This is a genomic window from Halobacteriovorax marinus SJ, from assembly GCF_000210915.2.
In the GTDB taxonomy this organism is placed as follows: Bacteria; Bdellovibrionota; Bacteriovoracia; order Bacteriovoracales; family Bacteriovoracaceae; genus Halobacteriovorax; species Halobacteriovorax marinus.
In genome coordinates, this window is the sequence record NC_016620.1 from 3,108,599 (window position 1) to 3,122,495 (window position 13,897).

Genomic DNA, 13,897 nt, shown 5'->3' on the forward strand with positions numbered 1-13,897 from the left:
AATATTGAAATGGAGACTGCCCATCGCTCACTTGAAATTAACACCCCAAATTACTCAGATAATCTTATTATGTACAATCAAGTATAACATAAAGCTTCGTACCAGATTGCTTTAAATTGGGGTTATTTGTTATAATTTTACTGTATTTAAAATAAGTTACAGGTCAATTGATGAAGATAAAAAGAAGACATTTCTTAACTTTCACTTCACTCCTTGCGCTCTACCCTCTTAGTAAATTCTTTCAAAGAAGTAATCATAAAGGCGGGAGAGAAAAGAGGACTGAATATAAGAAGTATATTCTTCTCAATGTCGTTGAGTCTCCCTCTCGTTGGATGTTCGACACCATTCTAAGGCCTACAAATAATGACAAATTTATAGAGAATCAATTCATAGCGACTGGTTTTGCTCACATTGGACAAGAACCACTCGATTTTTCCTATGAGTATAAAACTTTTCCTCATAGGGGTATGAATTTTCCCGTTATGTGGAACCAAAGTCTTCCTGACTCAAAAGGAGGATCATTCGTTCTCAAAGAACTTGCTGAAAATATGCTCATAGTTCGCGGCTGCAATATGATATTTGATGGTCATGAAATAAATAGCAAGAGGTTAGATGCTCCCTCGATCGGAGACTACAGCATAGCTGGCCTGCACGATCACACCTCTCCAGGTTTATTTCCATGTCTTTCACTAGAAGGAGTTAAAGAAAGTGGTACTGCAGCACAAGCTTATCACTCCCCTTCAAAAAATAGAATCCCCATCAAACATAGTCATAACCACTATGTTGATTACCTCCTCGATTCATTTCTTAATTCAAAAGAAGACGATAGTTCTGATGCACTACTAGAAGAGATACTAGCGCAAAAGTTTAGAAGAGATCATATCGGAGATTTTATAAAGAACCTCAGACAGAAAAAGAAAATAAGAAACTTCGTAAAAGAAAATTACTCCCTTATAAAAAAGGACTACGAGAGTGCTATTTCTAAATATCAAAGCCTCATAGACAGAAGTATTAGAGAGACACGAATTTCAAATCTCACAGATAAGAGAATCCCAGGCATCAAATTTCCATTAACACTTAAAAAGAGAGTTCATAAAGATAAAACTCCCTTTGATATTGTTGACTACATTGGAGCCTATAAGCAAGGGGACAGAATCATTATTGAAGATGATATAAGAGATATTTTTAAAACAGCAGAAATAAAAGAATTAGCAAAGCAAATGTCCTTAACAGAAATTGCTCTTAAATATGATCTTACAAATAATATTGTAATGAATATATCTGCGATTACTGAGATGACTACAAAAACAATATCTTTGGATGATCTAGAAATTAAATCTTCTGGAGATACAGTTATTATTTCAAAGAAAAAAGAAGCTAAAGAAGAAGTACTTAAAATAAGTCATGAAGCGGATTCCCATGAAACGGGGTCAATATCAACTCTTGTTTGCGATTACCTAATGTGGAGAGCTGTTGCAAGTTGTACTCATGAGCTCATTAATAGAATAAAAGAGCACGGTAAGTCTCAATGGGAAAATACCCTCATTCACCTAACAACTGAGTTTGAGAGAGAACCTGGAGAGATAGATAAAGGTTCACATCATGGATTCACTGGCCACACATCTACATTTTTTAGTGGAAGCATAAAAGAAACATCTCTTATCGGAAATATTTATTCAATATCCCACGACCAAACAGATGTAAGTCCAGGTTGCGGAACGTGGGGAAAGGGTGCCCCTATTGATAAGCTTGGTAACCGAGAAATGGTATATGGAAATATCGCAACTTCAATTGCAGACTTCTTAGGATGCCCATCTCCAATGCCTCACGAACCTAGGGTATTTAAGCTCGAAAATGGAAGAATTCACTCACTTGTAGAAGCTCCTACAAACAAAGAATTTATCAAGCAATCATTAAAATTTGAGAAGCCGGCTGCGACATGAAAGTAATAATACTTTTTCTAATTAATATTCAACTTATCTATGGATCGTCTTCTTATAAGGTAGACTACAGAACTCTTGATAAATTCTATGTTTACAATTTTTTATTATCAACCTTTGGACCTCACAATAAAGACATCTTAAAGAAGAATATTCTAAGTAGACCTGAGGTTTTCGCCGGAGGGTGCCTTCCCTACAAGGTTTCAATTTATAGGAAAGAAAATAGTGAAGAGGTTGAAAATGATGAGGATAGATGTATTAACCACCCTGATGAAATTGGAGATCCTTCATTTGCACCAATTACATCTATTCGACAATCTTTAGTTGAGTCGGCATGTATCGAATTATTAGGTAATAAAGAAAGCATCACATACTTTGAAAAAAAGATCGGGTTCAAACTAAAGCAGCCCCCTTCAATTGAAAATTTGAATAAAGTTGTAGATATTTTCTTTTACAAGAGATCTGTAGCGAATAGATATCAAACTACGTTTATGAATATTGATAAGATATCATGGAAAACGATACTACTTACTTTGTGTAAGTCACCCGAGTGGCAGCTATTATGAAGTCCAAACTCATGGTATTTACTTCTATTTTCATAGCTCTATTGCTCATTTATTTATTGAGCCCAACACAGAAGTTCACTAAGAAAAATATTGAAGTTAACAGTATCACGTTCAGAGAATATAGAGACGTCATCAAAAGAAATTGCTCCTCTTGTCACGATTATTATCTCGAGATGAGTGAGGAACAATGGGTAGAATCAAATCTTGTCACTCCCTCCTCTCCTGCTCAATCAAGAGTATACTCTGCTATACGAGGAAGTAATGTTGGAGGGGACGAAGATATGCCCCCTAAGAAAAGTATTTCAAAAGATGATCTTGAGACAGTGAAGACGTGGATTCATGATTTGAAAAAGTATAGCAACAAATTTTCAATTTCTAAAAAAGAACATCTAGAAATTAAATTTTCTAAAAATAAAGAGCTAACACCAATTGAAGTCTTCGAGCGATGCTTTATACAAATAGCAGGAAAAAGGCCCTCAAGACGAGATCCTCTCTATAAGAAAGTAAAGCAAGACCAATTAAAACCAAGCAAGGCATGCTTACTAGCGCTACAAGAATCATCTTTCCTAGCTGAGAATAGAAATATTTCAAAAGATACTAGTCAAAGTATTCGTGATAACTTCCATAGATTTTTTACATCTTGGTATTCAAATTATTCATATTACAGAGCAGGCGCAACATTCCTTACCCATGATATTCATCCAAGAGATAGTTCTGCTCTTCTCATGTCCTATGTACTTTGGAAGAATAAACCATTTAAAGACATCCTATTAACAGAAGGAACTCTACAGGCCATTAGAAAATCGAACTCTAAAAATAATACTCACCTTTTTTTCGAGTCACCTTTAGAGATCCGAGAGTTTGAGCAATATAGATATGGAGATACCAAGAAAAAAGGACTCTCTAGAAACTGGAGCCCAAAGTGGCTTCCTAGAGGTGAGATTGTAGATATTGTAAAAAAAGAGAGCTTTCAAAAAACGCCATGGTATGTAAATAGAGATATGAATGTATTCTTATTTAAATCTCCCCTTACTCTAGATAAGGACCTTGTTGGTGCGAATACAACTCAAGCCTATATCTTGAATAATATGGGTCGTGATCCAGGAGAGATTAACAACGGTGGACTTGTTATCCCAAGAACTTGGTCAAGAAAAGTTCTCAATGACTTTCTTTGTAGAGATCTTCCAGCCGTTAGAATTGAAGACACTGTAAAATATGTTCAAAGAGACTCTAAAATTAAATTTCGCTCAAAGTCCTCATGTATGCAATGCCACACGACTATTGACCCTATGGCCGGAGTAATCAGAAACTCTCAAGCAGTCTATACAAGTTCTGCTGGTGATTCATCAATTCATATCCGCTACTTCAAAGTCAGTGAGCCAAAGTCTAACAATCTCCTAACAGATGTTGATAGAAAATTTCATCTAAGGCCTCCTACTGGTCGATTTATATATAGAAATAACAATGGAAATTTAATAGATCAAGAGTTTAACAATATTCATGAATTAAATAAGATTATTATTAGCAGCGATGACTTCTATCAATGTGCCACAAAGAAGGTACTATACTATATGACAGGTATCGACATTAATCTTGAGGATAATATTTTCAATAAAGATTTGGATAAGAGATCAACGTATTTGCTTAGTGTTTTAAAAGATCTCTCTGAAAAATTCAAGAAAAGTGGTGACATGAAACTTTTAATATATGATATCATCAACACTGATCTCTATCAGCAAGAAGACTTTGGTGGACTAAGGTAATGAGCAAACTTGAAAATAATATTTTCGCAAAGATATCTCTCTCGATAATAAGTTTAATTATAACTCTCTTCATTGTAGAGATTGGACTCAAGACTGTAGGACATTTTTACAACATGAAATTTCAAGCAGAGTATATTCCGTCTAAAGAAGGCACTGACTATATCAGAGATGAAATGTATGAATCTTATTCATTCAAAGAGAGTAGCAAAGATGTAATTCTTTCTATTGGGGACTCATTTACAAACGCTGGCAACGTAGAGAGTAAATATAGTTACCCTCATCAATTATTCAACATCTTTATAGATAACAAAAGACCAACTACTGTATTAAACATGGGCCTTTGTGAAGATAGTACTTTCGGTGTTAATAAACGACTTAAAGATTATCTATCTAAAAGCACTAATACAGACAAGAAACCGACAAAAGTTCTTATTCTCATAGGAGCAGCTGATAATTTTGAACGATTTCAAAAAGAAGCTATTACTGAAGTAAAGCCTTGGTATAGCGTATCATCACATAGCTGGTATAAATCTCTAAGTATATATAAGGTTATTCGACATATTAAATATCATTATATTCAAAAAGAGCTAACTTCAAATATAAGTGAAGCATCCTTAGTTAACACTAATGAACTTCAAGTTATTCTCAGTGAGTATAAAAAGTTAAAAGACAACATTCACAATTCTACAAAAATTTCTTTAAATGAAATTGTCTCAAATCTACCGATAGGCTTTACAAAGTACTGTAACAATCTTCACATAAGCTTCAATACAAAGTATGAACTTCTTCATTCTTTAAATGTATATATGAGTAAGATTCTCGCCTCTCAATTTAAACATGACGAAGCCCTAAAATGGCTTTTAGACCTAGCAAGCTTTAAGCCTCTCAAGTTCTGGGGTGGTGAATTTGATGATGCATACTTTAGAATTGTTCAAACATTTCAATTTCAAAGTGAATACAGTGCTTCTGAAATTCTTAAAAGCTTAGATTCAATGCTTGCAAACTCACCAAAAATTAAAGAGTTTACTCACTTTAATGAGTTTTATACTTTGGTCAAAGAAAATGAAGAAGTAATGAAACAGACAAATATAAATAGACAGCAAGCTTGGAAAGAAATGATCTCTCTTAGTAAGGAGTATAACTTTGAATTATATATGCTCAACTATCCGTCTAACTATGTAAGTGCAAATAATATGATTAGAAAAGTTTCAGAGGAAAATAATATTCCTCTGATAGATTTAAACCTATATTTTAATGAATTAATCGGCCAAAGTAAGAGAGATGTTTATCTAGAAGATGATGATCATCTTACTCCACTTGGTTACAAGTTAATGGCCCAAGAAATTTATAGGGCCATTAATAAGTAAGGTAATTAAAGACCTTTAGGATCAACAGCTTTTAGATTTAATTCTATTTCTATTTTTGCACCTGTTACTTTCATATCTTTAAGTTCTTCTTCAATTAACTCTGTATAGTAATTTCTTACTTCTTGCTTTTCACCTTCTGTAAGATCGACACTATAGAAAGCCTCCGCAACCATTGTATTTGGAGCTCTAAAATCAAAATAAACTTCTTCAAGCTTTGCTACAGGTTTCCCCAATTTTAGACCAGCAATACTTAAGTGGATTTCAGCTAAGTCTCCATTTCTAAATGGCGCCGTATCCGATAGACCTGCTCCAAATGAAGTTAGGGAAAAAAGAAATAATGTTAGAAATAATTTCATCGTAAACCTCTTTAAAAAATGGATAATTGCTATTATAGCACTAAATATCTGGCCATAAATAAAATAATGGCGAACGAAACCACTGTAATTACAATACCTTACTCAATATAAATAAAGAGGGACGGACTAGCACTCAGGGAAACCTTCTCCTTTTTCTCCTTACTTGCTTCCCAATCAAGCTGAGCATACTTAGAAAAGTCCTTCTCAAGACTTTCCCCAATCACCTTGTAATAAGCTTCACCAACTCGAGCTTTAGACGAAACTGAAACAGGATCTCCCCACTTTGGAAGTTTACCCAAAAGCACTTCCATCATAAAGCTACCATCAAAGCCATATTTGCCAGAAGTATTACGTTGATAGACTTCAACCAAATCTCCTTCCTTAAGAACTATATTCTCAATATCTCGTACAAAGACTCCAACTTCAGAATGTCGAAAATTTAACTCAGTTATCTTCTTCTTGTTTATAAAAATTTCTAGATTCACTTCATTATCTTTCTCAAGTGAGACATAACCTATTTTTGAAATATGACCATTAGTACTCGAATCGAAAACACTTCTTATATACTCAATCTTACCAGTTGTATTATATCTCCAGCCATGGAGAGAGTGCGTAAGAACCTCTTTGAAAGTATTCTCTTTGGTATTTGAAAAAGCAATTGCGCCCATATACTTATCTTTTGCAGCATGAAGATCATCATACATTATATAAAAAATCCCAATATGCTTTCCTGTTTTTTCATCTTTGTGATCACTATCTTTTACTATCCAGGCACCTTTATGACCCTTGTAAACTAGTGAATCGTCCCAGCCTACAAGTGATACTGCATGATTCAACTTTTCTTCGTTTAAATTCATATGAATTTCTAGTCCATCACTTGCAATTGCAAGGGGCTCATCTCTCATATTCTGTGCAGATGCGACAGCGCCATACTTCATAATTGCTTTTTTTACTTTTTCTCTTTTTTGTTCGTCCGTGCCAGAAAAGCTGAGCCATTCCATATCTCTTGGAAGGAAGTACTTATAATTATTCTTCAAAAGAACTCCATCGCTAGATGTATTTCCAAAAGAGTTAAAGTCTCTATTATTAACTGCTGGAGTTAAGCGCTCTTGGACTGCCCCTCCTACTGATAATAGGTACGCACTAGAGACTTGGTAATCGCCGCCAAGATGAACAACGAGTCCATCCTCAGGCTCATCAAGATTACTGCCAACAAACTTCTCTCCTTGACCAGAATACCAACCTTCTTGCCTATCTCCTTTTCTTCCGTGTCGATTAAAGCCATTAAATTTATCCAAATGATACTCTGCTAAATCCGCATGGCCCTTTTCGCCGCTCTTACTCCACTCACTACTTCTAAGAAGATTACTTTCAAGAGTACTCATCGTAGCAAAGGCCCAACAAGTCCCCCATGATTGTTCTTTAAAAGAGCTTACGGCACCAACAACACGAGAGTCATATCTTGTCGGAAGAGTGCTCTCTTTCATGCATGAAGATAAAAAAAGAATTATAAAGAAAATAATAGGTCTCATAGAGATCTATTATACCTGAAAAAATGCAGCGGCTAAACCTTTAGAAACACATAAAGCTATACAAAAAAATCTCTAAACTATGTTAATATTATCAATGAAAACAACTGAGAACCAAATAATGGCGAACGACAATCCAACATCTTTAAAGGTGAAAATCCTAATTGCTACGACTTCACTTGTACTTACGTTATTCTTTGTTGAAGTAACTCTTAGACTCTTAGGTGAAGCTGTTCTTGAAGCAACTCAAAGGGAGTATATTCCACCCTTCGATGAGAAAAATAGCGACAACCATGACCTTACCTACGAAGTCTACAATTCAAAGAAAACTAAGGATATTAAAGTAGATCCAGACTCAGCTCTTTGCGTAGGTGACTCCTTTACAAATGGTGGAAATGTTCAGTCTTACGATACATATCCGTACTTTCTCTACAATCAATTTGAGAAAAAAGGAAAGTCCTTCTCTGTTTTCAACTTTGGTAAGTGCGAAAGCTCTACCTTTGATTCATATACAAGAATAAGAGATTTTATACAGAAAAAGAAAAACGCTAACGAACCACTACCAGGAAAAATTATATTACTTACAGGCTCTGCAGACCTCTTTGGTGTAAACTATGGCTCGGTAAATGATTCAAAGCTTGAGCCTTTTATAGTTCCTATTGAAACCGGTGTTAAGAAGCTTAGAATTTATAAAATCTATCGTTTCTTTAAGTACGAACTCTTTAAGAGATTTTCTTTGACTAATCCACTTCGCATTCCCTACCAAGCAACATCTCCAGAAGAGCAGGTTGCACTAAAGAAAATAATTACAAACTCACTAACCATTTTCAAAGATAATAAGAGCGACTACAGCTATTCTAAAGAGATAGAAAAGAAAATTTTAAAAGATGTAAACTTACAATTATCAAAAGGATTCAGAAAGGAAGTACTCCCTCTAGAGAGTTTCTCTGGAAATATATATATCGAAAGAGTTCTTATCTACTATGTAGGAATGCTCTCAAGAAGAGATATGCACAAAGAGGCCATTGATTACTTACTTGGTTTCATCAAAGATCACTCTAATTTTTACTGGAGAGATAATACTATCACTGCAGTTAAGTATTACTTTACTCAAGCAATACTCTTACAAAGTAAATATTCATCAAATGATATACATCAAATGCTAATTGAAACAGCTCCTAAAGAGGAAACGAAGTCCTATAAGAAAATCCTCAACCTAGTAAATTCGTGGGATGAGAATATAAAGTTATTAAATGCGAAAAGAGAAGAAACATGGAAAGACTTATACGAGATGACAAAAAAAGAAGGTATCGAATTAATACTAATGAATTATCCATCAAATTATCAAAGTGCGAACAGTATGCTCGAAAGGACTGCAAAAAAATACAACCTTCGTTTTGTAGATAATAACTCACTTTTCCAAAAGTTGATTAAAAGAGATGGTAAAGAAAAGTATCTCTATGATGATGACCACTGTACCCCAGAAGGTTATAAAATTATGGCACAAAATATTTTCAACACTATAGGAAGAGAGTAACTTGAAGAATAAAGTTATTTGCACATTATTGTGGAATCATCTCTACCTAAATAATGAAGGTTACTTTCTCCCATGCTGTAACTCTAACGAAAAAATAGAAGAGTTAAAGAAGAGATCTACTACTATTCTTGAAAATAAATCTCTCGATAACATTCACACTCTCGATTTTATCAAAGAGATTAGAACGGATATGTTAAATGGTAAGAAGAATATATTCTGCAACCAATGCTACGAAGCAGAAGAAAAGGGAATATTATCTTATAGAGAAATTAACAATGACCTTTTTAGTGATACGTACAAAGAACTCATCAGTGGTTTAGGAGATTTGAACGACAAGCTAAAGTTTGAGTACGTAGATCTTCGCCTTGGAAATACTTGTAACCTATCCTGTAGAATGTGTCCCGCAGAATCCAGCTCCAACTTAATTAAGGACCTAGAGGTACTTGAAGGAAGAACTTTTACAAGCGACTTCTTTAAAAATACAAATTGGTATAAAGAAGAGAATTTTTGGAATAATTTATTAACTCACAGTGATAGCTTTAAGAAAATTTATCTAGCTGGTGGCGAGCCACTATTAATAAATGAAACGTGGGACTTTCTTTTAAAGCTCATAGAGAAAGGTGTCTCTAAAAACATTACACTTTACTATAGTACAAACTTAACAATTCTTCCTAAGAAGGCATATGAGATATGGCCACATTTCAAGAAGGTCAACCTCTCTCTTTCAATAGATGCAACAGAAGAGACATATGAATACATTAGATTTCCCGCGAAATGGTCAAAGGTAGATTTAAACCTTAAAGAATTAGATAAGAAATTCCATGAGCTAAATATAGAATCTGCAGTAGTCTACACTACAATACAAGCATATAATTACGCATCAATACCAAAACTAGTAGCCTACCTTAGTGAATTTTCTTTTATTGATCACTACCCGATTTTGAATATACTCAGAAGCCCTGATTCACTGGCCATTGATAAAATCCCAAAAGAAATTAGACATAGAGAAGTGAGAGAACTTAAGAAAGTTCTATTTAAGGCAAGTACAGCTGATTATAAATCAAAGAAGTGGAAGCTTAATTTTGTCAACGAGCTCATTAGTTACATCGAGGAATTAAAAAGTGAAAGTACTTCTAATATAGAAGATTTCAAGAAATATACAGTTCACTTTGATAAGAGCCGTAAGCAATCAATTTTCAATATCATCCCTGAACTTAAGAATTATTTCTAAAGAAGTCATTTATATATTTAGATATTCTAAGCATATCTTTTTCTTCAAGGTAAGGATGAGCTGGTATATATAAAGTATTTCTCGATAATTCAGATGCTACAGGTGTGGTGTCTTTAATATGAAACTCTTTTATCTCGTTAAAACATTTTAAGTTTGATCTAGCACTATCAACACCTCTTTGTGAAAGATAACGCTGTAACTCTTCCAAGTGTTCCGTAAGAAATGGAAACTTCCAAAACACACAACTTCCACTACTATTCAAACTAGGTAAGGAGCTTTGATGTTTAGCTAAACTCTTATATAAGATTTTTGAGTTTCTAATCCTCCTCCTCTCAAGATCCTTGAAGAGTGAGAGTCGCTTTAAGCCAATCGAAGCTTGTAGATTAGAAAATGAAAATAACATTCCCTTTGGTACGCTCTTCTTTAAAACATTTCCACCGCCGCCAAACAAACCTTTAAAAAGATAAAATGGACCAATCTTAAGACCCTTTCCCTTAGTAAAATTCTCAACTCCATCTATACCAATAAGCTTCGTCACCATAGATAAAGTTGGGTGAATAAAGAAAGTAAAAAACACTCTATTAAGCAATATGACAGCGACCATATCTTCAACAAGAAATCTAAAGAAGTAGGAGGCACTCATTGTAGAACACTCTCTTTCAATAATTTGATCCACTTTCTCTTTTAGAGCAGATGACGAATATGTAATGACGCCACCGATATGAGTATGTATGACTTTTAAGTCGCAAAGGGAGCTAATCGTATAGTCACTATATTCTTCAAGATTACGACCTTTATACTTTGCATTTACAATCTGAGTACAATCTTGAATTAGAATTAAGTCATTCTCTTTACAAAAGTGTACAATATCATCCATATTGGGAACAATTCCATTTAAATGAGTGAGAAAGAGAATCCTTGTCTTGGGCGATAACTTCTTTTGTGCATCTGCCAGATCAATAGAATAGGTCTCCTTTTTCAAGTCAACTAAACATTCTTTTAATCCACAAATGCGGGCCATATTCAACATATCTGGAATATTAATTGGGGTCATAAGAATCTCATCCCCCTCTTCCAAACCCAAAGACTTCAAACAGAAGTAAAATCCTGTCCTAGCGTGAGAGACCAGAGAAATATATCTATTCCCAAAAACTTCTTTATAGCGCTCTTCAAACTCCTGGACTTTAGAAAACCTTTTATGCTGAAGGCTCACAAGTCTAAGACAAGTCTTCAGTGGTTCAAAGAAGTTCATATAGTAATACGCTCTAGGTATTTTCATTGCTATAGGCCTCGAAATATTTATTCAAAATCTCTATTGAAGTCACTAAATCATATTCATTATTCTTTTCACTTAAGTTAAGAAAAAGACAATTTTCTTTTATAAATCGCCCACTAGGAAGATTTTTTGAAAAGTGAGAAAAAACCTTCTCTTCCGAACACAAATTAAGTCCATATCTTCCCATATCTAATCCCTTGGAGATTACAAATAGTGAAAACCTTTCAACATTTGTAATATAGAGTGGAACTCTTGTAGGGAAGTAGGCTTCTCTTAAGAAGTTCTGGGCGACACATCTCTTTGTGGCCTCACTACTATACTCAATAAAGATATCTCTGTTTCTTCTTCTCTTTTCATCTACATTTTTCCATTTATTCAGAGTTCTCATTCCAAGATCTGCCATCCAATCATTAAATGGAAAATAAAGTTCTTCAGGGAAAGTTTCTCTTAGAACGGGAATATCATCAAAGAAAATATCTTCTTCATTAAACTTAGTAATGGTATTTGTTTGATGAATATTCATATATTTACTAGGGCTAATCTTTGCCAAAACGGCTAAGCTAAATCTTGTAAAGTACTTATAAAAAAGAGGAGAAGTTAGAATATCTATTTTTATATTCTCTAGTAATTGCCTCAGAAAATATGCTCTCTTTGCAATACCTATTATTTTAAACTGTCCTTCAATTAATTCACCTTTACTTGCAATTGCTCCCCCGACTAATGTTGTAATCGTTTTACCTATTGAGAGAGAAATAAAAGTAAAGTCAGCGGCGCCACGACTTTGAAAGTAATTTCTTACTGGTGCCTGTGAAATATCATCGACTAAGATTAATTCATTCTCAGCAGCAAGTTCATTAATTTTTGTATTTAAATTATTTAATCCAGATAAGTTAGTATTAAGAATCAAACAACTTTTTTCTGTAATCTTATTTTCTAAGTCTTCTATGTCAAAAGAGTGATTTGATAGATTCATATCTACGAAAACAGGCTTGAGCCCATTTATGATAATTGCATTTACCATATCTGGAATAGTAATTGGGCAAAGTAGAACTTCTGATCCTTGTTCAAAGTTCTGGTTCCTTAAAAACTCAGAGAATGCAATTCGACAAGAAGAAAAGACTTTTACATCTTTTGCACCCAGATGGTTTTTCAGTTGATCACTGAACTTGAAAACATTCTTATGACTATTAAGCTTTGAAGTAAATAAGTTCAAAAAGGAGCAGAATAAATCTTTGAGTTGAATGTGAAATTGGCCCCTTGCAATCATATTTTATATAAATCTTCAGTGAGATTTTCACAATACCTACAAGTAGGATCGCAATTCTCACTTGGTTCATTCATAACTGTTCGAAGTCCAATATTTGCTTCATTATTCCAAGCATTGTCTTCAAAGATACTACCGTAAACTTCTTTCTTTGGAGGTCTCATAAAACAGGCGCCTATTCCACCTTGATTATCTAGATGAACATAATTTATGGGCTGTAGGCAGGACTTTGAGGAAACCTTCCTTGCCACAGGAGCTGCCCAGTCGATATTAAGTATTTTACCAAATTTCTTCTCAACATTAGTTCTTAAAATTTTATAGTCTTCGTTATCATCAAAAATAACTTTTTCCATAGATTGATTATAAGTAGGATAGTAATTTGAGAATCGAATATTCTTACACCCAATTGCAATACAAAATTCAAGAACATCATAAACGTAACTTAAACTCGTTGCCTCAATAATCGTTTGAATCCAGATAATACTCTTATCTTTCATTTCTGCATATACACGCCTTACGTCCTCTCTATTAGTATCATAGAGACTTAGACCTAGAATATCAGGAGCAAGTTCTTTAAATCTATTTAACCTCTCACCTTTTAAGAGAGTTGAATTTGTTACTACAGTTGAAACCTTTCTTCTTTTTCTTAAATCTTCCAGGATTCTAAAAATATCCTTAGCGATAAAAGGCTCGCCTCCAAGAAGACCAACCCGAAGAGAGTTCTTAAAAAATTTATTCTCCACTATTTTCAAGTAATCTTCATAACTAAGTTCATATTCCTTAGCATTACTTGGATTTAAGTCATCTCCAATAAAACAGAAACTACAATTCAAATTACAATTCTTTGTTGTATAAATAACGATATTTGGAGGAGTATATGAAAGTTCAATATTTCTTCTATAGCGAGCAATTAAATACTTCCCGTAATTCAAAACAACTCTCAAATGTGGAGGTGATTTGCAAAGGCGTATAAACGCTCGAATATATATATTTAATAATAACTTCATTCCTAATCATTTTAGTAAATTATGAGTTTTTATACAATATTAGGCATTTACTTTGCTATAA

General features: G+C 33.9%; 11 protein-coding genes. 6 read left to right on the top strand and 5 right to left on the bottom strand.

Translation table 11 applies throughout. From position 1 onward, the window contains the following. Window positions 1-170 precede the first annotated feature (170 nt). Genes BMS_RS14845 through BMS_RS14860 form a run of 4 tightly spaced genes read left to right on the top strand, consistent with a single transcriptional unit; the run spans window position 171 to window position 5,636 of the window. On the top strand, window positions 171-1,943 hold the full coding sequence (locus BMS_RS14845; RefSeq protein ID WP_044557685.1) for a DUF1501 domain-containing protein: 1,773 nt from the start codon (window positions 171-173) through the stop codon (window positions 1,941-1,943). After that, window positions 1,940-2,506: a hypothetical protein gene (locus BMS_RS14850; RefSeq protein ID WP_014245642.1), complete on the top strand. Its 567-nt coding sequence runs from the start codon at window positions 1,940-1,942 to the stop codon at window positions 2,504-2,506. The genes BMS_RS14845 and BMS_RS14850 overlap by 4 nt, the downstream gene beginning before the upstream one ends. After that, window positions 2,503-4,269 carry a c-type cytochrome gene (locus tag BMS_RS14855; RefSeq protein WP_044557686.1) on the top strand — a complete coding sequence of 589 codons (1,767 nt, stop codon included), beginning with the start codon at window positions 2,503-2,505 and terminating at the stop codon, window positions 4,267-4,269. Before BMS_RS14850 ends, BMS_RS14855 begins: the two co-directional genes overlap by 4 nt. Then, window positions 4,269-5,636, top strand: coding sequence for an SGNH/GDSL hydrolase family protein (locus BMS_RS14860; RefSeq protein WP_014245644.1), 1,368 nt, complete (start codon window positions 4,269-4,271; stop codon window positions 5,634-5,636). The genes BMS_RS14855 and BMS_RS14860 overlap by 1 nt, the downstream gene beginning before the upstream one ends. A 5-nt stretch (window positions 5,637-5,641) precedes the next feature. On the opposite strand, the gene BMS_RS14865 is transcribed toward BMS_RS14860, so the two are convergent. Both BMS_RS14865 and BMS_RS14870 read right to left on the bottom strand, forming a co-directional pair. Further along, window positions 5,642-5,992, bottom strand: coding sequence for a hypothetical protein (locus tag BMS_RS14865; protein ID WP_014245645.1), 351 nt, complete (start codon window positions 5,990-5,992; stop codon window positions 5,642-5,644). Window positions 5,993-6,090: 98 nt separating this feature from the next. Continuing rightward, the gene (locus BMS_RS14870; RefSeq protein ID WP_014245646.1) at window positions 6,091-7,524 is read right to left on the bottom strand and encodes a C1 family peptidase; all 1,434 of its coding nucleotides are present in this window, start codon (window positions 7,522-7,524) and stop codon (window positions 6,091-6,093) included. Window positions 7,525-7,618: 94 nt separating this feature from the next. Between BMS_RS14870 and BMS_RS14875 the strand changes: the two genes are divergently transcribed. Together BMS_RS14875 and BMS_RS14880 are read left to right on the top strand one after the other, a co-directional pair. Then, complete coding sequence (locus BMS_RS14875; RefSeq protein WP_157868300.1) at window positions 7,619-9,058, top strand: SGNH/GDSL hydrolase family protein; 1,440 nt, start codon at window positions 7,619-7,621, stop codon at window positions 9,056-9,058. Window position 9,059: 1 nt separating this feature from the next. Beyond that, window positions 9,060-10,289 (top strand): twitch domain-containing radical SAM protein, encoded by a 1,230-nt coding sequence (locus tag BMS_RS14880; protein ID WP_014245648.1) that lies wholly within the window; start codon window positions 9,060-9,062, stop codon window positions 10,287-10,289. On the opposite strand, the gene BMS_RS14885 is transcribed toward BMS_RS14880, so the two are convergent. From BMS_RS14885 to BMS_RS14895, 3 genes are read right to left on the bottom strand one after another with little or no spacing between them, the layout of a single operon-like run. Then, the gene (locus BMS_RS14885) at window positions 10,273-11,568 is read right to left on the bottom strand and encodes an aminotransferase class V-fold PLP-dependent enzyme (protein WP_014245649.1); all 1,296 of its coding nucleotides are present in this window, start codon (window positions 11,566-11,568) and stop codon (window positions 10,273-10,275) included. The two genes, BMS_RS14880 and BMS_RS14885, sit on opposite strands and share 17 nt — an antisense overlap. Further along, complete coding sequence (locus BMS_RS14890; protein WP_157868301.1) at window positions 11,555-12,778, bottom strand: DegT/DnrJ/EryC1/StrS family aminotransferase; 1,224 nt, start codon at window positions 12,776-12,778, stop codon at window positions 11,555-11,557. Before BMS_RS14890 ends, BMS_RS14885 begins: the two co-directional genes overlap by 14 nt. Before the next feature lie 50 nt (window positions 12,779-12,828). Continuing rightward, window positions 12,829-13,836 (bottom strand): radical SAM protein, encoded by a 1,008-nt coding sequence (locus BMS_RS14895; protein WP_014245651.1) that lies wholly within the window; start codon window positions 13,834-13,836, stop codon window positions 12,829-12,831. Window positions 13,837-13,897 lie beyond the last annotated feature (61 nt).